The organism is Nocardia transvalensis NBRC 15921 (assembly GCF_000308875.1).
GTDB lineage: Bacteria > Actinomycetota > Actinomycetes > Mycobacteriales > Mycobacteriaceae > Nocardia > Nocardia transvalensis.
The window spans coordinates 1-19012 of sequence record NZ_BAGL01000045.1 but is presented as its reverse complement, the minus strand read 5'-3'; the positions used below and the strand labels follow the sequence as shown (position 1 = coordinate 19012).

The 19012-nt window shown below is 69.8% G+C and carries 19 protein-coding genes and 1 pseudogene; 11 read left to right on the top strand and 9 right to left on the bottom strand.

Translation table 11 applies throughout. The annotated features are described in order from the left end of the window. The first annotated feature begins 31 nt into the window (after nt 1-31). On the top strand, nt 32-466 hold the full coding sequence (locus tag ON41_RS43425) for a voltage-gated chloride channel family protein (RefSeq protein WP_276325731.1): 435 nt from the start codon (nt 32-34) through the stop codon (nt 464-466). Here ON41_RS43425 and ON41_RS41580 read toward each other — a convergent pair. Then, nucleotides 416-625 carry a hypothetical protein gene (locus ON41_RS41580; protein WP_373281346.1) on the bottom strand — a complete coding sequence of 70 codons (210 nt, stop codon included), beginning with the start codon at nt 623-625 and terminating at the stop codon, nt 416-418. The genes ON41_RS43425 and ON41_RS41580 overlap by 51 nt on opposite strands. A gap of 167 nt (nt 626-792) precedes the next feature. Between ON41_RS41580 and ON41_RS13860 the strand changes: the two genes are divergently transcribed. The 5 genes from ON41_RS13860 (at nt 793) to ON41_RS13840 (ending at nt 5712) form a co-directional block, all read left to right on the top strand. Next, nucleotides 793-1680, top strand: a complete 888-nt coding sequence (locus tag ON41_RS13860; protein ID WP_040748019.1) for a hypothetical protein — start codon at nt 793-795, stop codon at nt 1678-1680. A gap of 108 nt (nt 1681-1788) precedes the next feature. Then, nucleotides 1789-2790 (top strand): AraC family transcriptional regulator, encoded by a 1002-nt coding sequence (locus ON41_RS13855; protein WP_051161414.1) that lies wholly within the window; start codon nt 1789-1791, stop codon nt 2788-2790. Nucleotides 2791-2962: 172 nt separating this feature from the next. After that, complete coding sequence (locus ON41_RS13850) at nt 2963-4084, top strand: acyl-CoA dehydrogenase family protein (protein ID WP_040748018.1); 1122 nt, start codon at nt 2963-2965, stop codon at nt 4082-4084. Nucleotides 4085-4130: 46 nt separating this feature from the next. Then, on the top strand, nt 4131-4892 hold the full coding sequence (locus tag ON41_RS13845) for an alpha/beta fold hydrolase (RefSeq protein ID WP_040748017.1): 762 nt from the start codon (nt 4131-4133) through the stop codon (nt 4890-4892). Between the two features lie 28 nt (nt 4893-4920). Next, entirely contained in the window at nt 4921-5712 is a 792-nt protein-coding gene (locus tag ON41_RS13840) for a MerR family transcriptional regulator (protein ID WP_040748016.1), read from the top strand. A gap of 166 nt (nt 5713-5878) precedes the next feature. On the opposite strand, the gene ON41_RS13835 is transcribed toward ON41_RS13840, so the two are convergent. Both ON41_RS13835 and ON41_RS38980 read right to left on the bottom strand, forming a co-directional pair. Then, the gene (locus tag ON41_RS13835; RefSeq protein WP_218003448.1) at nt 5879-6478 is read right to left on the bottom strand and encodes a MerR family transcriptional regulator; all 600 of its coding nucleotides are present in this window, start codon (nt 6476-6478) and stop codon (nt 5879-5881) included. Between the two features lie 88 nt (nt 6479-6566). Then, nucleotides 6567-6911 carry a hypothetical protein gene (locus tag ON41_RS38980; RefSeq protein ID WP_063709877.1) on the bottom strand — a complete coding sequence of 115 codons (345 nt, stop codon included), beginning with the start codon at nt 6909-6911 and terminating at the stop codon, nt 6567-6569. A 153-nt stretch (nt 6912-7064) separates the two neighbouring features. On the opposite strand from ON41_RS38980, the gene ON41_RS13825 reads away from it, so the two are divergent. Next, nucleotides 7065-7745, top strand: a complete 681-nt coding sequence (locus ON41_RS13825; protein ID WP_040748015.1) for a hypothetical protein — start codon at nt 7065-7067, stop codon at nt 7743-7745. Between the two features lie 6 nt (nt 7746-7751). Here the strand turns inward: ON41_RS13825 and ON41_RS13820 are convergent, their stop codons facing one another. From ON41_RS13820 to ON41_RS13810, 3 genes are all read right to left on the bottom strand, one after another. After that, entirely contained in the window at nt 7752-9122 is a 1371-nt protein-coding gene (locus ON41_RS13820) for an ABC1 kinase family protein (RefSeq protein WP_051161412.1), read from the bottom strand. 210 nt (nt 9123-9332) lie between these two features. Further along, nucleotides 9333-10343, bottom strand: a complete 1011-nt coding sequence (locus ON41_RS13815) for an alpha/beta hydrolase (RefSeq protein ID WP_051161410.1) — start codon at nt 10341-10343, stop codon at nt 9333-9335. A gap of 228 nt (nt 10344-10571) precedes the next feature. Next, on the bottom strand, nt 10572-11795 hold the full coding sequence (locus ON41_RS13810) for an esterase/lipase family protein (protein WP_040748014.1): 1224 nt from the start codon (nt 11793-11795) through the stop codon (nt 10572-10574). A 360-nt stretch (nt 11796-12155) separates the two neighbouring features. Here ON41_RS13810 and ON41_RS13805 point away from each other — a divergent pair, with 360 nt between their 5' ends. Then, on the top strand, nt 12156-12785 hold the full coding sequence (locus ON41_RS13805; protein ID WP_085995674.1) for a YdcF family protein: 630 nt from the start codon (nt 12156-12158) through the stop codon (nt 12783-12785). A gap of 45 nt (nt 12786-12830) precedes the next feature. Here ON41_RS13805 and ON41_RS13800 read toward each other — a convergent pair whose 3' ends face one another. Then, nucleotides 12831-14039, bottom strand: coding sequence for a PucR family transcriptional regulator (locus ON41_RS13800; RefSeq protein ID WP_040748013.1), 1209 nt, complete (start codon nt 14037-14039; stop codon nt 12831-12833). A 431-nt stretch (nt 14040-14470) separates the two neighbouring features. Further along, nucleotides 14471-15931 (bottom strand): lipase family protein, encoded by a 1461-nt coding sequence (locus tag ON41_RS13795; protein WP_040748012.1) that lies wholly within the window; start codon nt 15929-15931, stop codon nt 14471-14473. A 264-nt stretch (nt 15932-16195) separates the two neighbouring features. Between ON41_RS13795 and ON41_RS13790 the strand changes: the two genes are divergently transcribed. Beyond that, nucleotides 16196-16849 carry an NAD(P)H-binding protein gene (locus tag ON41_RS13790; RefSeq protein WP_040748011.1) on the top strand — a complete coding sequence of 218 codons (654 nt, stop codon included), beginning with the start codon at nt 16196-16198 and terminating at the stop codon, nt 16847-16849. Between the two features lie 123 nt (nt 16850-16972). On the opposite strand, the gene ON41_RS13785 is transcribed toward ON41_RS13790, so the two are convergent. Continuing rightward, nucleotides 16973-18187 carry a lipase family protein gene (locus ON41_RS13785; RefSeq protein WP_040748010.1) on the bottom strand — a complete coding sequence of 405 codons (1215 nt, stop codon included), beginning with the start codon at nt 18185-18187 and terminating at the stop codon, nt 16973-16975. 210 nt (nt 18188-18397) lie between these two features. On the opposite strand from ON41_RS13785, the gene ON41_RS13780 reads away from it, so the two are divergent. After that, nucleotides 18398-18619, top strand: a complete 222-nt coding sequence (locus ON41_RS13780) for a hypothetical protein (RefSeq protein ID WP_040748009.1) — start codon at nt 18398-18400, stop codon at nt 18617-18619. Between the two features lie 156 nt (nt 18620-18775). Beyond that, a pseudogene (locus ON41_RS13775) lies at nt 18776-19012 on the top strand (PucR family transcriptional regulator); the annotation flags it as partial.

Here is a 19012-nt window from a genome sequence, read left to right as displayed (position 1 = left end):
CGCTCTTGCCGCAGGCGGTGTCGTCCTCGGCATGCTCGGCGCGCTGGGTGGGCACCTGACCCTGTTCAAGGGGCTCGAAGAAATGAAAGAGCTGACCGCGCAAGCCGACTCCACGCCGGTTACGCACTTGGTCCTGATCACGGTCGTCAAACTGGCGGCACTGATCGTGGCGGCCTCCTCAGGTTTCCGGGGCGGCCGGATATTCGTGGCGGCGTTCCTGGGCGTCTGTGTCGGCACTATCGCGCATGCCCTGGTGCCGAGTATTCCGCCGGTCGTCGCGCTCGCGTGCGGGGTCCTCGGCGCGGTGCTGGTCATCGCCCGCTACGGCTGGCTCGCGCTGTTCATGGCCGCGCTCACGGTCGGCGACTCCACCATCGTGCCGGTACTGTGCCTGGTCATCCTGCCGCTATGGCTACTAGTGATGAACCGCCCAACAATGCTCCTTCGAGCCGAGCCCATCGACTGAAGAAGTTCGTCCCCGGGTCCCAACTTCATCCAGCGCTTTCGTCCCAGCCTCGAGGAACGTTTGCTTCCACTTCCCGACCGATGCCGTGCTCACCCCGCGCCGTCGCGCGGCCTCCGCAGCGCTCATCTCCCCGGCCAGCACCGACAACACCACGCGCACCTTGTCTTCGACCGGGATCTTCAATCGCCGTAATCTCGCCACAGGATCGGCTCCTTCCTGGCTCGATGTGCCCGGAGCGTAAACCGAGCAACCCTGCCAAGAAGTTTGACTCGCTAGAATTCCGTGCTATCGAACATACTTTCGATCCTCGAGTTATCCTCGTGGCCATGGTCAGTTCCCGGCACGAGGCGATGCATCGGATCTTCCGGCACGACCCGGGGGTGTTCGCGCGTGCGTTTCGGGCGTTGGACCTGCCGTTTCCCGATCCGGTGGCGGTGGATCTGATGCCTACCGATCGCACCGAGATCCAGCCGGTCGAGCGGCGGGTCGACAGTATGCTGCGGGTCGAGACCGTGGATGGGCCGTTCCTGTTGCTCGTCGAGGCGCAGGGCCAGGACGATCCGGACAAGCCGGCGGCGTGGGCGTATTACGTCGCCCATGCCCACAGCAAGTACCGGTTACCGGTCGTGCTGCTGATCGTCTGCCACGATCGGGTGACCGCGCTGTGGGCGGTGCGGCCCGCGGCGATCGGGCTGCCGCTGTGGCCGAGTCTCACCGTGCAGCCGATGGTGCTCGGCCCGCACAACGTCCCGGTGGTGACCGATGCGGCCGCGGCCGCCGGAGACCTCCCGCTCGCCACCCTGTCCGCCGTCACCCACGCCAAGGACCCCCGCATCGGTGAGATACTGACGGCGCTGGCCACCGCCCTGCGGGATGTCGACGACGACGAGGACCGCGCCATCCTCGCCGAACTCACCGAACTCGGACTGGGCAGCACCCGGGCCGCGACGATCTGGAGGCAGTTGATGACCGTGGACATGGCGTTCTTCCGCTCCGAAACCTCCCAGCGCCTGCGCGCACAAGGCCGCGAGGAAGGCCGCACGGAGGGCATCGCGAACAGCATTCTGCGCATCCTCGACCACCGCGGCATCCCGCTCTCCCCCGAGGCCCGCGACCGCATCGCCACCTGTTCCGACACAGCCCTGCTCGAGACCTGGCTCGACCGAGCCGTGGCGGCGCCCACCGCAGACGCGGTGTTCGCCAACACCCCATGACCCCCGACCCGCTTGCGCCCCAACCATATTCGCGCCCGGCGACACGCAGCGTGCCACATACAGTGATCACCGGGTAACACAGTTGACCGGGATTGCTACGGTCTGCGGGTGACCTCGACCGATGCCGGATACACCCTGCCCATGGCGAGGGTGCGGGCCATGGTCGAGCTGGCGGGGGCGCGCGGCTGGGACGTCGCCGATATGCTCGGCGCGGCGGGGATCGCGCCGGAACTGCTCGCCGAGGGCCGGTCCCGGGTCACCGTCGATCAGACCGTCCGGATGATGCAGCGCCTGTGGCGGGCCACCGACGACGAGTTGTTCGGGCTCGGGCTGCGTCCGATGCCGCGCGGTACCTTCCGGCTGGTGTGCTTCGCGCTGCTCGGCGCCGCCGACGTGGACGCCGCGATCCGGCGGTTCCTCGGATTCCAGAAGTCGCTACCCGGGTTTCCGCCGCTGACACTGGTCATCGATGGCGAGCAGGCGCGGCTGGCCTTCGACATCAGCGCGGTGCGCAGCCCGGTCGGGCTGGTGATCGACACCATGCTGACCATCACCCACCGCTTTCTGGGCTGGGCGGTCGGCGGGCGCTTCCAGCTGTGCCGCGTCGAAGTGCCTTATCCCCCATCGGGTCTCGACGACTACGACCTCATCTTCGGTGCGCCCGTGGTGTTTTCGGCCCCCGCGCCCGCGCTGGTGTTCGACGTGACGGCCCTGGACCTCCCGCTGGTGCGCGACGAGAAGGATCTGGTGGCCTTCCTGCGCGACGCGCCCTCGGCCGTCATCGCCCGCCGGCACTACTCGGTCTCGGTCAGCGCCCAGGTGCGGGGGATTCTCGAGCGCGGCCGCACCGGCGCCTGGCCGAGTAACGACGAGGTGGCCGCGGAACTGCGGATGAGCCCCGCGACGCTGCGCCGCAAGCTGCGCGAGGAGAACACCTCGGCCCGCGAGATCCGCGAGCAGATCCTGCGGGACGCGGCCGTGGCGAGCCTGGTGCGCGGCGGGGAGACCGTCGCGGCGCTGTCGCGGCGGCTCGGCTTCTCCGAACCCAGCGCGTTCTCCCGCGCGTTCCGGCGCTGGACCGGCAGCCCGCCGGGGTCGTATCAGCGCTGAACGCCCGCGTAGTCTCGTTGCCCGTATTCCCAGTGCCCACGAGGTGACCTCGAGCAGTCGGGTCAAGGAATCGAGCGGTGCGGTCATTGGCGGGGCGGCGCGGGCGCACCAGCATCGGAGGCAAGCCTTCGAACAGAGGAGTTCTGCTGTGTCTCTGCACCGTTCCCCGTGGATGGACGAGGATCTGGACGCACTGGCCGACCTGGCGCGCCGGTTCTTCGAGAAGGAGTGCGCGCCCAACGAGGACCGCTGGGGACGCCAGCAGCACGTGGACCGCGAGATCTGGAACAAGGCCGGCGACGTCGGGCTGCTGTGCCTGAGCATTCCCGAGGAGTACGGCGGGGGCGGGGGCACCTTCGCCCACGAGGCCGTCGTCGCGATCGAGCAGACGCGGGCCATGGCGCCGAGCCTCGGCAACCCGGTGCATTCCACCATCGTCGCCCACTACATCCACTCCTACGGCACCGAAGAGCAGAAGCGGGCCTGGCTGCCGAAGATGGCGAGCGGGGAGATCGTCGCGGCCATCGCGATGACGGAACCCGGCACCGGGTCGGATCTGCAGAACATCCGCACCAAGGCGGTCAAGGACGGCGACGACTACGTCCTGTCCGGCGCGAAGACCTTCATCTCCAACGGCCTCCTCTGCGATCTGGTGCTGGTGGCGGCCAAGACGTCGGAAGGTAAAGGCGCGGAGAGCGTTTCGCTCATCGCGGTGGAGACCGACCGGGACGGGTTCCGGCGCGGCCGCAACCTGGAGAAGGTGGGCCAGCACGGCCAGGACACCTGCGAGCTGTTCTTCGACGAGGTCCGCGTGCCGCAGTCCAATCTGCTGGGCGCCGCCGAGGGCGCCGGGTTCATCCAGCTCATGATGCAGCTGCCGCAGGAACGACTGATCCTCGCGGTCGCCGCGGCCGCGGCCATCGAGAAGACCGTCGAGATGACGATCGCCTACGCCAAGGAGCGCGAGGCGTTCGGCAAGCCGATCTTCAAATTCCAGAACACCCAGTTCGTCCTGGCCGAGGCCGATACGACCAAGAGCGTGGCCTGGGCCTTCACCGACGACTGCGTCGCCAAGCACCTGCGCGGCGAACTCGACGTCCCGACCGCCGCCAAGGCCAAGTGGTGGCTGACCGAACAGCAGTGCCGCGTCGCCGACGACTGCCTCCAGCTCTTCGGCGGCTACGGCTACATGGCCGAATACCCCATCTCCCGCGCCTTCACCGACGCCCGCATCCAGAAGATCTACGGCGGCACCAACGAGATCATGAAGGTCATCATCGGCCGCAGCCTGTAGCGGCCGGTTTGGCCCTGACGCAGGGTCAAGGCCCCAGCATGGTGGCATGAGTGCGGAGGAGTTCACGGTCCGGCGCGGCGCTGTGCGGATCGCGGTGAGCCGGGGCGGGGCCGGGCGGCCGGTCGTGGTGTGTCCCGGGCTGGGGTCGACGCGGGCCGAGCTGGGTGAGTTGATCGGGTTGCTGCGGCGCGATCACGAGGTGGCGGCGTTCGATCCACGGGGGCACGGGTTGTCTTCGGCGACCGATCGATACGGATTCGAGGAGTTTCTCGGGGATCTCGAGGCCGTGATCGCCGCGCTCGCGCCGTTCTCCTCGCCGCCGGTCCTCGTGGGCTATTCGCTGGGCGCGGATCTCGCCGTGCATTACGCCGCGGCACATCCCGGGGCGGTCGGCGGGCTGATTCTCGTCGACGGCGCGAATCCGGTGCCCGAACCGTTTCTCGCCGAAGACGATCTTCCGGAGTTCCGCGCGATGGCGGCGGAGATGGCGGCGGATCCCGACAGCCGAATGCTGCTCGGCGCGAAGGATATTCTCGCGCTGAATCTCGAGCTGGACGGGATCCGGCGGGGAATTCTGGACCGGTACCGGGAGATCGATCGGCCGGTCCGGATGATCATGTCGACCGCGATGGCGGGATCGGGCGACGACGAGCGCACGGTGTGGCGGAATCGGAATTGGCGGGCGGGGATCGACAGGCTCGTGCGGGCGCGGCCCCGGATCTCGGCGGTCTGGCTCGAGGCCGACCATCGGCTGGTCGTGACGCATGCGCCCGAGATCACCCGGATCATCCGGGACGCCGTCTCGTGACATCGGGCGGGTCCCGCAGACTGGTGGCATGCTGACCATCGGCGAGCTGGCGTCGTGCGCGGGGGTGACCGTGCGCGCGGTGCGGCACTACCACGCCACCGGGCTACTGCCGGAACCGGAGCGCGACCACTACGGCTACCGGCGGTACGACGCGGGCGCGGTGATCGAGCTGATCCGGATCCGGACGCTCACGGAGGCGGGGGTGCCGCTGGCGCGGGTGCGGGACATGCTGGCGGCCGGTGCGGACGAGTTCGCGGCGGCGGTCGCCGATATCGATGCGCGGCTGCGGGCGGAGATCCGCGAACGGCAGCGGCACCGCGCGCGGATCGCCCGCCTCACCGCCGCCGAGGACCTCGCGCTGCCGCCGGAGGTGGTCGGATTCCTCGACAGGTTGCGGGAGCTGGGGGTCGACGAGCGGATCGTCCGGGTCGAGCGCGACGGGTGGATCCCGCTCGCCGCGCGGGCCCCGCAGCGCGTTCCGGAGTGGGTGGCCCGCAAGCATCGGCAGCTCGCCGACCCCCAGCTCCTCGATTTCTATCTCACCCTCGGCCGGGCCCTCGACCGGACGGACGACGACCCGGCCCTCGTCACCCTGGCCGACACCCTGTCCGCCTACCTCACCCGCCTGGCCGACGAGTACGGCGACGCCTACCTCGGCGAGACCGGCCTCGAGCCCCCGTTCGCCACGCTGCTGGACGCCCTCGCCTTCGATGCCGCCCCGCCCGCCCGCCGTCTGATGGAACTACTGGGCGAGCGGGGGTGGGGCGGCTGGACCGCGCTTCGCAGGGTTTCGCCGAAACATGTTGCGGAACAAGGATAGTCGCGAGGTGTGGTGGCGAGTTCCCGGCCAAAAGCATGCCGGGAAATTTGAGAGCGCGCGCCAGGAAATTGAGAGCGCGCGCCGGGAAATTGAGAGTGGGCGCCGGGCAATTGAGAGTGGGCGCGCCGGGAAATTGAGAGTGCGCGTGCCGGGAATGGCGGGCCGATCAGGGTGTGCCGCTGGGTGACTCCGGGAGGAGGCTGTTGCGTTCGGCGGTCATGCGGTCGCGTTCCTCGGGGGTCAGGGCCGCCATGGCCTCCTCGCGTCGCTTCGACAGGGCCGCGAGGTCTTCCGGGGTGAGGCGGGCCGCGTAGTCGGCGCGGCGCTGTTGCAGGCGGGCGAATTCCTCGTGGGTCAGTGGGCGGCTCATGGTCGTCGTCTCCTCGATCAGTCGCAGGAATTCCGTGGCCGGCGGCTCGGCCGAGAGGTCGAGGCCGCCGAGCACACCGAGCAGCCGGGCCCGCAGCCTGGTCGCCTGCGCGATCCGGTCGTCGAGGAGGACCAGCTGCTGCCGGATCACCTCCCGCGGATCGGAATCGGGCTCGGCGTCCAGCAGGCCCGCGATCTCCTCGAGGGCGAAGCCGTAGCCCCGCAACGCGACGATGCGATGCAGCCGCCGGACATCCGCGCCGGTGTAGCACCGGTGCCCGCCCGAGGTCCGCGACGAGGGGGTCAGCAGGCCGAGGCGGTCGTAGTGGTGCAACGCCCGGACGGTCACCCCGGTCGCCCGGGCCAGCTCCCCGATCCGCCACATCCGCTCGCCCACTCCGGTCTCCTCTCGGTGTGCACGCTCCACGCTAGAACCTGACGTTACGTCGGATTCAAGTGTGTGTCGCGTCACATTATCGAGCGGGCTATTCGGCCGTGAGTTCGGCCAGCGCGTCCGCGGCATCGCGGTTGCCGCCCGCGGCCAGGCGGCGGAGTTCGACCAGATCACCCTGGTCACTGGCCAATTGGACGAGCTGGTGGACGGCGACGGCATTGCCGTGGTCGGCCCAGCGGCGCAGTTCGCCCATCTCCCCGCGCTCGGCCGCGAGCTCGATCAGCTCGTCGACCGCGTCCTCGCTGCCCGCCGCGGCGAGCCGGCGTAGCTCGTCCCGGTCCCCCCGTTCGGCGGCGAGCTGGACACGCTCGTCGACGGTCGCGTCGTCCCCACCGGCGGGCCGCTCGCGGGGCTCGTCCGGATCGGTATCGGTCATGAAAACGCACCCTTTCGGTGGTGGCGGGTAGGGCGTTCGCTGGGAGCATATTCCCGCGCCCCGAGGAACCATCGCGACGCGCGGCCCCGATGTGACAACGCCGGATGCGCCCGGTGATCGAATACCGTAGGTGGACGCGAGCAGGAGGGTGACATGATCGGATCGCGAAGTGTGGGAATGATTGCGGCGCTGGTGGTTTCGGCGGGGGTGATGACGGGAGCGGGCACCGCGCAGGCAGGCCCCGCCGACTGCGCCGCGGGCAATCCGCTCCGGATCGAGGCGGAGCTGTTCGCCACCGACAACACGGCCACCATCACCGACCCCGGCGACGACCGGCTGCGAAACCGGCTGGAGGCCTTCGAACTCCAGGTCGACGGCATGGCGCTGGGACACCTCACGCTGCCGGTCGGCTCGACGCTCGTCAGCGGCGTGTTCTGGTCGGACACCCAGCGGCAGGCCACCTACGAGCGCTCGCGGGAATTCCACCTGGCCTGCGTATCCGGGCCCGCGCTGCACGACCTGGCCGACCAGGTCCGGACGCGGTTCGGCCAGGAGTCGGTGCTCACCTTCGAACCGCTGCCCGCCGACTCCCCCGCGCGCGACGCGTTCACCGTCGAGGTCCCCGGCATCGGCGTCACCCGGTTCCACGACGCGCTCGTCGCCGACCCGGAGGTCCGCGACCGCCTCGTCGGCGGCTCCGTCACCGAGAACGACACGCTGATCCTGGTCGCCGATCTGGCCGATCTGCCGCTGGTCGGCCGGTTCGTCACCGGCCTGGGCGCGACCTGGGACCCCGCTGCGGTCCGCTACGGCGACCGCGAATTCGTGGACTGATCCCGCTCAGTCGGGCAGCTCGATACCCTCCTCGGCGGCCTTCGCGGCGACCTCGTCGGGGAAGATGTTGCGGAACAGGTAGAGGTCCTGGCCCAGCCGCCACCCGGGGGCCAGGGCCACCGCGTACCGCTCGAAGTAGCCGAGCTGCTTACCCATCAGGATGAGCTGCTCGGGGCCGAACGCGCCGCGACGCTTGCCGAATTCGACCATGCGCGCGGCGACCTTGCCCATATCGAGCTGGGCGAGTTTGCCCGACAGCACCGGGGCCAGCGCGGTGGCCAGCTGCCGGCCGATGGTGGCGTCGTCACCGGACTCGCCGTCGACCAGGTCCAGTTCGCGCAATGCCCGCGCCACCGGCCGGAAGTCGCCGTCCACGGCGCTGGCGTGGAACAGCGCGCCGACGAAGTCGCGCCACTGCGGGGTCATCTTGCCGACGATGCCGAAATCGAGCATGGCGGCCCGGCCGTCGTCGAGCAGCCACAGGTTCCCGGCGTGCACGTCGCCGTGGAACAGCCCGTGCACCACAACGCTTTCCACCCACGCCTTGACCAGCCGCCGGATCAGCAGCTCCGGATCCGGGTGCACCGCGCGGATGTCGTCGAAGCGGTCCAGCGGCATACCGCTCATCCGCTCCATGCACAGCACGCGCGGCCCGCAGTATTCCCAGTACACCTCCGGCACAACGACATTCGCGTTGTCGCCGAAGGCCCGCAGGTTGGCGCGGGCCCGGGTCTGGTTGTCGGCCTCGTTGCGGAAGTCCAGCTCGGCCACCGTGGTCTCGTACAGGTCGCGCACCACGCCCTCCGCATTGGCGACCCGCGCGTTCTCCGAGCGTTTCTGCATCGCGCCCGCCAGCCGGTAGGCCGCGCGCAGGTCGACGATCATGCGCCGCGCGATATCGGGCCGCTGCACCTTCACCACCGCCGGGCGTCCGTCGGCGAGGACACAGCCGTGCACCTGCGCCACCGACGCCGCCGACAGCGGCTCGTCGTCGAACTCCCGGAACAGCTCCGAGATCGGGCGGCCGAGATCGGACTCGATGATGGCGCGGGCGTCCACGCCCGGGAACGGCGGCACATCGTCGAGGCAGCGCAGGCACGCGTCGGCCAGTTCGGCCGGGAACGACGCCGGGGAGGAGGCGATCAGCTGACCGAGCTTCACGAACATCGGGCCCAGCGTCTCGAACCCGTCGACCATGCCGTCGGCGACCGCGCGGCGGCGCTTCGGGCGGCGCAGGCCGCCGCGCACGACGCGGCGGGTGACCGAGGCGCCGAGCACGGTCCCGATCATCGCGGTCCGCCGGAATTCGGAGAAGCCGAACTTCTCCAAGGGCGGTCGCAGCACCTCGGGTTCGGTATCGAGCGCGGCGGCCGTCACCGCGCACCGCCCGCGAGGCCGCCGCCCGCACCGATCTCGACGCCCCTGGCGCCTACTGCACAGCTCGTCCGCACCGCTCCGACCGCCTTGTCACTCTCGTTCGAAACGCCGAAGTTCGACATTCCCCGGTACCGCCCCTACGCGGTTCCGGCTCGGTTCTACGACGGAAAGTCTATGACCACTCCGCCGCGGTCCCGGGCAGGTGCCGTATCAGGCGGGTATGCCGAGCCCGGAGGCCAGCACCGGCCACGACCGCTTCAGCGCATCCTGCCAGTAGCCCCACGAGTGCGTGCCGTCGGGTTCGAAATCGAAGGTCGCCGGGATGTTCAGCTGCGCGAGGCGGTCCTGCAGGTTGTGCGTGCAGTGATCGACCGCGGCCTCGATCACCCCGCCGATCAGCAGCTGGTTGAAGAAGCCGCGCGGGCCGGGCTGCATGTACTTGCCCTCGTACTTGTCGTACGCCCCGGGCGCGCCGGTGCCGCTGGAGATGAACAGCTGCAGGCCCCGCAGCCCGTCGGCGTGCACGTAGGGGTCGTTGGCCGCCCACATCGGGTCGTTGGGCGGGCCGTACATGTTGACCGTGTTGCCGCCGCCCCACGACTCCACCGACAGCTTCACGAACTGCTGCCCGAGCGGATCGCTGATCTGGGCGCACCCGCTGTAGGCGGCCACCGCCCGGTACAGGCCCGGCTTGGCGATCGGCAGCTGCAGGACGGAGGTGCCCGAGGTGGACAGTCCGGCCAGCGCGTTCGCGCCCGTGGTGGCGAATTCGGCGTCGATCAGCGGGGGCAGTTCCTCGGTGAGGAACGTCTTCCACTTGTACACACCGAGTTTCGGATCCGGCGCGCGCCAGTCGGTGTAGTAGCTCCACTTGCCGCCGACCGGCTGCACCACGTACGCCTGCTTGTCGGACAGGAATCCCAGCACGTCGGTATTGCGCTGCCAGGTGGCCGAATCCTGGCCTCCCCCACCGCCGTTGAGCAGGTAGAGCACCGGCGCGGGCGCGCCGGCGTCGGCGGGGCGCTGCACGTTGACCATGATGTCGGTGTCCATGGCCGCCGAGTGCACGCGCAACTGCACGGTGCGCCCGTCCACCGGCCAGCTGCCGGTGACCGCCGACCCGTCGGGCGCGTCCGCCGTGGCCGGCGCCCCGCCCAGCAGGACGCCCGCCGCCAGGACCACGACGGGAATCACGCTGCCGCGCAGTAGTTTCCGGATCATCTCGCTCTCTCCTGTTCTCGGTACCGGCCGGACAGGCCGGTGGCCCGCCGGGCGATGGGGGTATTCCACCGCCCGGCGGGCCGGTACCGCCGTTCGTGACCGCCGCACGGGTGTCGGAGCTGGGCCGGCGATGCCCATCCCGTGTGAGCGAAACGGCGGGTGGCGACCGGCGGGACGCGGAGGGGTATCAGGACTCTCGCGTGCCGCCGGGCACCCGTCGGTTGGTCGTCAGAGTTTGCCGCCGCCGCCGAACAGCCACGGGTTGAACGTGCACGCCAGCGGTTGCGACGGGTCGAGGGTGTTCAGGATGATCGAGAGCACCCGCGGCGAGTACATCAGCGTGAGGTGATCGGACAGATCCTGTTCGCACCCGTCCTGCAGGGTGATGTTGCGGACCGTCGCACCCGGTCCGGCCTGCAGGAATGTCAGGTCGTACGGGTTGGTGACCTCGTCGTAGCGGGTACCGACCACGGTGTAGTCGACGCCCGGCACGGTGTCGCCGCCGGCATTGAGGGTGTTGATGAAATCCGAGCCGATGGTCTGCTGGATTCCCGAGTGCCCGACGAAGATCTCGACCAGCCCGAGCACGTCGATCCCGAAGTTGTTGATCGCCCGCCCGAGCGCGCCGATCCCGTCCAGCGACGTCCCGTGGTTGGTGGCGCCGAAGGTCATCAGGTGGTCCACCTTGGACGCGCCGCCCTCGAACTTCAGGTACTGCCGCGACATGACGCCGCCCTGGGAGTGCCCGACCATGTTCACCTTCGGCGCACCGGTCGCGGTCAGCACCCGGTCGACGAACGTCGCCAGCTGCTTGGCCGAATCCTGGATGAGGCCGGTGCCGTTCGCACCCGGCAGCACCGAGCCCAGGCCGCCGCCCTCCAGCAGGTTCGACTGCCCGTAGTTGAAGGTGTAGACGCAGTAGCCGGCATCCTTGATCGGCTGGCTGACGAACGCGAAATTGTCGTACGCGTTCTCCCAGGTGCCGTGTACCAGCACCACCGGCTCGGGGTGCTCGGCCGTCGGCTTGCAGTTCCAGTCGTTGGTGCCCGGCGGCGCGACATTCGGGTTCAGCAGCCCGTAGCCGAAGGCGGCGAGGAAGGACGTGCTCGCCGGGCCGTACCCCACGGTGTCCGACGAATGCCCGCCCGAGGAGCCGGAACTCGAACCGGAACCGCCGTAGCAGTCGCCGGAGCCGTTGCCCGACCCCGCGCCGCTGCCGGAGGTGCACGCGGATCCCGAACTGCCGGCGCTGCCGCTGTCCGCGATCGGATGAGCGGCCGGATTCTTCAACCCCTGCGCGATGTTGTCGGCCAGTTGCTGTTCCGTCGGCTGTTCGCTGGGAACCGGTGCGGGGTCGGCGCTGGCGCCGACGCCACCGAAGCCCATCGCGAGCAGCGAGACCCCCACGAGAACCGCGGCGCTCAACGGCCGGCGGCGGGTACTACGTCTCATTCCTTGCCTTCCTGCAGAACCACGGCGTTCTTCGGTTCCGGTGCCGCGCCGTGATTTCGGGCGGCTCGGAACTGCGGTCACACGCTAGGTCCGGAAAGAGGCGCCGGATACGGACTCGAGCAGGCTTTTCGAAATCTCACGAGCGTGCCGGTGGGCCGCAGTGAGAGTTCACGAGGAGGGGAAATGCGCGCCGCGCACGACGGCGTTGTCGCGGGGCTGTCGGGGTCACAATTGCGACGCGCTCGTTGCCGTGAGATATCCAGCGCTGCAACCTATCACGATCAGATCACGGAAATGGCGGGCATGATCGCTGCATATTCCCGCTCCCGCCGACGTCGGCGGTTCTCCTCTGGAGTTCCGATGCCCCACACCACGATCTCGCTGTCGCGATCCTGTACCCGTGTCCTGGCCGGCGCCGCCGTCGCCGCCGGGCTGTTGCTCACCGCGCCCGCGGCCGTGGGCGACCCGATACTCGACACCGTCGCCGCGGTGCTCGAGACCTTCGGCGCCCTCGACACCAGCCCGCCCGGCCCGCCCCTGCCGGTGCCGCGCGGGCCCGGGACCGCCATCGTGGTGCTCGGGTACGGCCTGGAACCGGACGGGCATATGCGGCCGGAGCTGGTCGACCGGCTCGAGGCCGGATTCGTGCAGGCCGTGATCTCCCCGCAGTCGCCGGTCATCGTGACGGGCGGCAATCCGCGGGCCGGGGTCACCGAGGCCGACGCCATGGCGCGCTGGCTGATCGAGCGCGGCATCGCCCCCGAGCGCATCCACACCGAACCCGCCGCCACCGACACCGTCGAGAACGCCGCCAACTCCGCGGAACTCATGCGCGCCATGGGATCCGGCGACGCCGTCCTGGTCACCTCCGCCGACCACATGCCCCGCGCCACCGCCCTCTTCACCGACGCCGGCGTGCCCCTGGCAGGCACCCTCACCCCCGACGGCCTACCACCCCTACTCCTTGCTCCCTTCGGCCCTCGGCAGTAAAGGAAAGCCTCGGCCCGCGAAACCGGGCCGAGGCTCGCAAACCCGTCAGACGGCGGCGAGTTCGTAAGCGAGGAGGGCGAGGCTGGCTCGGGAGATGCCCTCGGGGTGGGACAGGTCGATGCCTGCCAGGCGTTCGATGCGGCGCATGCGGTGGGAGACGCTGTTGGGGTGGACGCCGAGGCGCTGGGCGGTGGCGCGGCGGTCGAGCCCGGCGCCGAGGAAGGCGCGCAGCGTTTCCAGGAGTTCGGGGTGCGAGGCCAGGGGGTCGAGGGCGGCGGCGAGGTGCTCGCGGGCAGGGCCCGGCCGCGTCATCTGGTACTCCACGGCCACGTCGGCCATCCGGTACAGGCCGGCCGGGCGGCCCAGGGCGAGAACCAGTTCCAGCAGTTCGCGGGCCTGCTCGGCGAGTTCGGGGATGCGCTCGGTGGCGCCGGTGACGACGGTGGCGGTCAGCGGCACCGACGCCGCGGACGACAGCACGTCGAGGGTGTCGGCGGTCAGCGCGAGCCCACCGGTCAGCGCGGGAATCTCCTCGACCGGCACCAGCACGGTCCCGCCGTCCACCGACAGCAGCGACAGCGCCCGCGAGCCCAGGACCGGCGCCAGGGCGCTCTGCAGCCGGCGCAGCTTGCGCCGGGCCACGCCCTCGGTGTTCAGTCGCGGGTTCCGCTCGCCGGGATGCGGCGGAATCGACAGCGCCACAACCTGATACGTGGACGCCACGCTGATACCGGTCCGGCGGGCCAGCGCCTCGCGGCCGTGCCCGCTCAGCAGCGCCGTCACGAGAGTCTGCGCGGCCGTTTGATGATGGCGCGCCGACAGCCGGTGCTCGTCGAGATAGGCGGACGAGGTCGCGACCGTGACGGTCTCGAGCAGCCGCAGCATATCCTCGGTCCCGGCCAGCAATTCCGCTGGGCCGCACCGCTGTTCGTCGGCGACCCGCTCGAAGCCGCGGCGGACCTCCTCGTGGTAGGTGCGCAGCACGGTATCCAGATCGATACCCTCGCGGGCCCATTCGCCGGCGCGGCCGACCAGCTCGGACAGTTGCGCCGCGTCCCGGGGGCCGGGCGTCGACAGCACCCCGAGTGCGAGGGCCAGGCACTCGCGCACGCCCGCGGACAGGCCCGCGGCGCTCGTGCCGGTGCGGAAGTGGTCGGCCAGCCTCGCAGTCAGCGAGCCTGGCGGGGCGGCCGGTTCGGTGTCCCCATCCGAGCGGACGGAGGCGAGGCGCAGGACCGGTGCGGGAGATGTCATCGGGTCGCTCCAGAGGTCGTGACCGCGGTGGTGTGTATCCGCCGGGCGCCAGGGGTGAGGTCGCGCCCGGCGGATGAATCCACTGCTGCGCACTCGCACCGCGCAACGGAGGGGGTTGGTAGTCCACATGCCGCGGTGCGGCGGTGCGCCGACGGACGGTCTGGTTGTCTCTCGGGGCAACCGTCCGACGGTGGCTGGCCCGGCTACCGAACCGGCGCCTCCTTTCCTGATTCAGTGCGGCGCGCCGATGCCAGGCGCGGCGCCGACCGCGCAAACACCGGCGCCGCGTGACATCACGGTACGGCCACGGAAACACCACAACGACGAATCAGCATGAATCCGATGACGATTCATGAAAGGCGGGACGTACGGCTAGGGGCCGCACACAAATTTCCCCGCAGTGCCCCGGCCCCTTTGCGCCACCGTCCCATTCAGCATTCGTCGGGAGCGGGCGCGCCCTGGAGGCGTTGGTCGAGCCAGAACAGCGCGTCGGGATAGCCGATTCCCGCGGCGAGGATGTGTTCGCCGGGAACGCTGCGGTAGACCGCGGTCACGCCCATCGCGCACTGTTCGCGGAACAGGGTGCGGGCGCCCTCGGCGGGGATCCACCATTCCTGCTCACCGTTGTAGATGTACAGCGGGACCGCCGATTTCAAATCCGCCATCCGGGTCACGTCGTAGATCTGGGTGGCGATGTCGCTGTGCAGCGGATCGGGGATCTGGGAGGCCAGATCGATCGGCAGCATCAGCACGCCCGGCAGTGCGAAGACGCCCGAGCAGGTGTCCTTCAGCGGCGAGGTCGCCGCCCAGCGGGCGAGATTGTTCATCTCGCCGAGCATCTCCGGGCGCTCCCGCGCGACCCCGAACGTGGCGGCCAGGAAGATCCCGGACGCCAGGTTGGCGTTCATGCTGCGGCCCAGCATCTGATAGTCGACCGGTACGCCGCCGAGCGCGGCGCCCACGATGGACGGGGCGAGTTCCGGAGCGTAGGAGTCGATCAGCGCGACCGCGCCGCGGGTGGCGATGGCGCCCCCGGAGTATCCGTGCATGGCGTAGCGGCTGCCGGCGAACTCCGACGGCGGCAGGTTGCGCACCGCGCGGATGGAGTCGAGCACCACGTGCCCGGCGACGTACGGCTCCGCATAGGCCATCCGCGGGCCCTCGTGATCGGGGATCAGCACCGCGTAGCCGCGCAGCATGGCCAGCTGCGTGGTCGGCGGGATGAAGTCGGTCTGGCCGGTGTCGGACGAGAATCCGTGCGACAGCGTGTACCCCGGCGTGCAGTCGCGGCCCAGCGCATCGATCGGCAGGTTGTTCACCAGCACCGGACGGCTCCCCGTTCCCGTCCACGGCGCGGCCGGAATCGCCAGTGTCGCCGTGCCGTACGAGGGTGCGCCGTGCGCGTCGGTGGTCCGGAACTTCAGCTGCACCACCTGCCGCGCCGGAACGAGTACCAGCAGCGCGGCGACGGGGGTGACATCGCGGACCTCGATCACATCGCCGGGGGCGAAGGTCTCCAGATTCGGCGGCCAGTAGTCGAACAGCGGATCGCCCACGGCCGACGGCATCACCGCCTGCTGCAACAGCGCCAGATTCGCCGCCTGCGCGGTGGTCGCGGCCTCGGGCGCCACCGGCGTCACCGGCGCCGCGGGTCCCACGGGAACCGCGGGCGCGACGATCGGCGGGGGCGGGACCACGGCGTTGAGCCAGCGCTGCAGATCGGGCACGTCCGCGCCGGCGGGCAGCGAGATGGGCGGCGGCGCGGGAGAATTCAGGTCCGGCAGACCGGGTAACGCGGGAAGGCCGGGCACCGGTGGTTGCGCCTGCGTGACGGCAGCAGCCGGCCCGCACACGATCAGCAGCACGGTGACGACGACGCGCCAGCTTCGCATGGCTCACCCCCATGTGAGTTCACACCCGATCTCCGCCGTGCGGGCCCGGCCCCAAGACTCCCGGACCCGCCTGATCGGGTTCTTCGAGGGTACTGGCACGGAAACATCTGACACCGCGGTGTTTTCGATTCGTACACATCGCGAGTCCGGTTCGATACCGGCCGGTAGACCGTGCCGACCGGCCGGAAACGGCACGGTCCGTAGGATTGCTGTGCGTTCCGATTACCGTTGCGAATCACCACGGACCAACGAAACGGAGAGCCCATGCGCATCGTCATCGCAGGTGGACACGGCAAGATCGGACTACAGCTCGCGGCAGCCCTCGCCCGTCGCGGCGACGAGGTGGCCGCCCTCATCCGCAATCCCGCGCACGCCGACGACGTGACCGCCGCCGGTGCGCGGCCGGTGGTGCTCGATCTCGAGAATGCCGAGCCCGCCGAGATCGCGGCCGCGCTCGCGGGGGCCGACGCCGCGGTCTTCGCCGCCGGGGCCGGGCCGGGCAGCGGCGTGGACCGCAAATACACCGTCGACCGCGACGGTTCGGTCCTGCTGGCCGACGCCGCGCGGGCGGCCGGAACCGCCCGCTTCGTGCAGATCTCCACCATGGGCGCGGGCAAGGCGCCCGAGCCGGGCCGCGACGAGGTGTGGTCCGCCTATATCGACGCGAAGACCCAGGCCGAGGAGGATCTGCGCGCCCGCGACCTGAACTGGACCATTGTGCGCCCCGGGCGGCTCACCGACGACCCGGGCACGGGCCGGGTGACCCTGGTCGAGCCGCCCGGCGAGTACGGCGCGATCCCTCGCGCCGACGTCGCCGCCGTCATCGCCGAAACCCTGGGCGCACCCAACACTTACGGCAAAACGCTGGAGCTGATCTCCGGCGACACCGCGATCGATCGCGCCGTCGCCGGGATCTGAACCGCCTCAGCGATCCCCTCTCGGGGCCCTCAGCGATCCCTACTGGGGCCCCTCAGCAATCCCTGCTCGGAGCCCCTCAGCAATCCCTACTCGGGGCCCCTCAGCGATCCCTCCTCGGTTCCCTCAGCAGTTGCTGGGGGCCGGCTCCCCGCGCATCCGCGCGTCGAGCCAGGTCATCACCGACGGCAGCCCGAGCACCGCGGCGGTCAGGTGGTCGGGCACCGGGATCGCCTCGGACTGCAGGCGGACGCCCGCGCCGCACCAGCGCCGGTCGGTGTTGACGATCGAGTCGATTGGCACCAGGCCATCGATGGGCGAATGCCATTCGAACACCGGCATATTCGGCACGCCGTCGTCGTAGAGTTCGAGGCTGTTCTCCTCGAGCACCTTGCGGGCCTCGGGGTCCTCGGTCATCTTGGTGGTCTTCGCGAAATCGAGCGCGCCACGCCCGGCGCCCGCGGCCAGCAGATCGTTGGTGCAGCCGTTGGCGACCTTCCGGCCCATCTGCACGCCCAGGTCGTTGAGCTGGTCGGAGATCGGGAACCGGTCGGGATACTCGCGCTCGAGCCCGATTCCGGCGGCGAACGCGAGCCCGAACACCGGATGCGAACCGTAGCCGAGGCCCTCCAGCATCTTCACCAGATTCATCGGGACGCCACCGGCGGCCGCGCCCGCGATCTTCAGATCCGGCGCGTAGGTCGGGGCCAGTGCCGCCGCCCACGCCGTCGCCATCCCGCCGCCGGAGTATCCAGCCATCGCCACCGGGCTGTGCTCGACGCGCAGCTGCTTCACCTGCTGGGCCGCGCGGATTCCGTCGAGGGTGATCTGACCGCCCAATTTGGCCGCGCCGTAGGCGAATTCGGGCCCGAGGTGGTCGGGCAGCGCGATGGTCCAGCCGCGCTGCAGCACGACGTTGTAGGCCGGCGCCTCGCGCACCATGAGGTTCGGGTCGTCGGTGTAGAGCGTGTGGGAGACCGAGCATTCGGTGCCCAGCCCGTTGATGATGGTCTGGTACGACATCAGCGGCCCGTTGTCGGGCCGGTGGCGCGGCGACAACACCGTGGTGGTGGCCGCGATCGGCTTGTTCTCGGAGTTCGTCGAACGGAACTTGATCAGCCAGACATCGGTGTCCGGGAAGACGGCCAGCGGTGGCAGTGCCCGGATGCCCAGCACGTCGCCCGGCTCGTGGTCGGCGACGTCGCCCGGCGCCGAGTAGAACGGATCCGGATCATCGGCCGGAAGAAACGGCTGACCCGCGGCGGCACCCACCGCGGCGGCCAGCAACACCAGGCTCCCGGCGCACGCGCCCAAGGCGCGCCGGAATACGAAATTCCCCATGGTCGAACACATTATCCGGCAGCACCGACAGACGCCCGTCGGCATCCCACGCCTTGAGAAATCACAACACCCGACGAGACCGGTCTGTGTTGCGCGACGAAATCGCGCGGAAATCTGTTGACGGCGGTTACACGAACGTACCTTCGAACTCGGCGCCGTTGCTGCTGTATCGGCATCTGCATCGGCGCAGAAGGAAGAAGGAGCACGGCCATGTACACTCCCGACACCGTCACCGAGGCGCCGACCCGGCGCGTGACCGTCTATTTCGACGGACCCGACCCGGGCGACGAATTGGTGCTCGAATACGCCGCCACTCGCGCCGAGGCATGGGAATTCGCTGCGGCCGCGGTGCACTCGGGCCTGGCGGTCACGATCGACACCAAGGTGCGACCCGGAATGCGCCCCCTGCCCTGCCGCAGTCTCTGGCACTGACGTGCGACGATCCACCCCCGGCGTTGTGACGGCTCACAGCACTTCCCGAGACGGGTTCGGCATTCACACAGACGATTCCATAACCCTGGGTACCGCCCCGTGGCGTGATTAGTGTTAACCGCCGCATCAGACAATTCGATGCGGAAGGAGTCCGCGATGACCGCCGACAGCTCGACCCCCTCGGGTCTCACCATTGCCGGTGCCCCGATCTCCTCGCCGCTGAAGGACGTGTGGGCATTATCGCGGCAGATGGTGGGACATTTCGTCGAGAATGTCGCGCCCTGCGGGACACTTCCCGGCGACGCCATCCACGGCGATGTGACAACCATCACGCGGATGAATCTCGAGTTCGCGGTCAGCATGCTCGACGGAAAGGACATTCCGGACAAGATA

What these genes read in the sequence shown, in the direction of transcription:
- ON41_RS43425 (WP_276325731.1), top strand. Translation starts at nt 32, where the DNA reads ATGCTCGGCGCGCTGGGTGGGCACCTGACCCTGTTCAAGGGGCTCGAA.
- ON41_RS13860 (WP_040748019.1), top strand. Translation starts at nt 793, where the DNA reads ATGGTCAGTTCCCGGCACGAGGCGATGCATCGGATCTTCCGGCACGAC.
- ON41_RS13850 (WP_040748018.1), top strand. Translation starts at nt 2,963, where the DNA reads ATGGACGAGGATCTGGACGCACTGGCCGACCTGGCGCGCCGGTTCTTC.
- ON41_RS13845 (WP_040748017.1), top strand. Translation starts at nt 4,131, where the DNA reads ATGAGTGCGGAGGAGTTCACGGTCCGGCGCGGCGCTGTGCGGATCGCG.
- ON41_RS13840 (WP_040748016.1), top strand. Translation starts at nt 4,921, where the DNA reads ATGCTGACCATCGGCGAGCTGGCGTCGTGCGCGGGGGTGACCGTGCGC.
- ON41_RS38980 (WP_063709877.1), bottom strand. Translation starts at nt 6,911, where the DNA reads ATGACCGATACCGATCCGGACGAGCCCCGCGAGCGGCCCGCCGGTGGG.
- ON41_RS13825 (WP_040748015.1), top strand. Translation starts at nt 7,065, where the DNA reads ATGATCGGATCGCGAAGTGTGGGAATGATTGCGGCGCTGGTGGTTTCG.
- ON41_RS13815 (WP_051161410.1), bottom strand. Translation starts at nt 10,343, where the DNA reads ATGATCCGGAAACTACTGCGCGGCAGCGTGATTCCCGTCGTGGTCCTG.
- ON41_RS13810 (WP_040748014.1), bottom strand. Translation starts at nt 11,795, where the DNA reads ATGAGACGTAGTACCCGCCGCCGGCCGTTGAGCGCCGCGGTTCTCGTG.
- ON41_RS13805 (WP_085995674.1), top strand. Translation starts at nt 12,156, where the DNA reads ATGCCCCACACCACGATCTCGCTGTCGCGATCCTGTACCCGTGTCCTG.
- ON41_RS13800 (WP_040748013.1), bottom strand. Translation starts at nt 14,039, where the DNA reads ATGACATCTCCCGCACCGGTCCTGCGCCTCGCCTCCGTCCGCTCGGAT.
- ON41_RS13795 (WP_040748012.1), bottom strand. Translation starts at nt 15,931, where the DNA reads ATGCGAAGCTGGCGCGTCGTCGTCACCGTGCTGCTGATCGTGTGCGGG.
- ON41_RS13790 (WP_040748011.1), top strand. Translation starts at nt 16,196, where the DNA reads ATGCGCATCGTCATCGCAGGTGGACACGGCAAGATCGGACTACAGCTC.
- ON41_RS13785 (WP_040748010.1), bottom strand. Translation starts at nt 18,187, where the DNA reads ATGGGGAATTTCGTATTCCGGCGCGCCTTGGGCGCGTGCGCCGGGAGC.
- ON41_RS13780 (WP_040748009.1), top strand. Translation starts at nt 18,398, where the DNA reads ATGTACACTCCCGACACCGTCACCGAGGCGCCGACCCGGCGCGTGACC.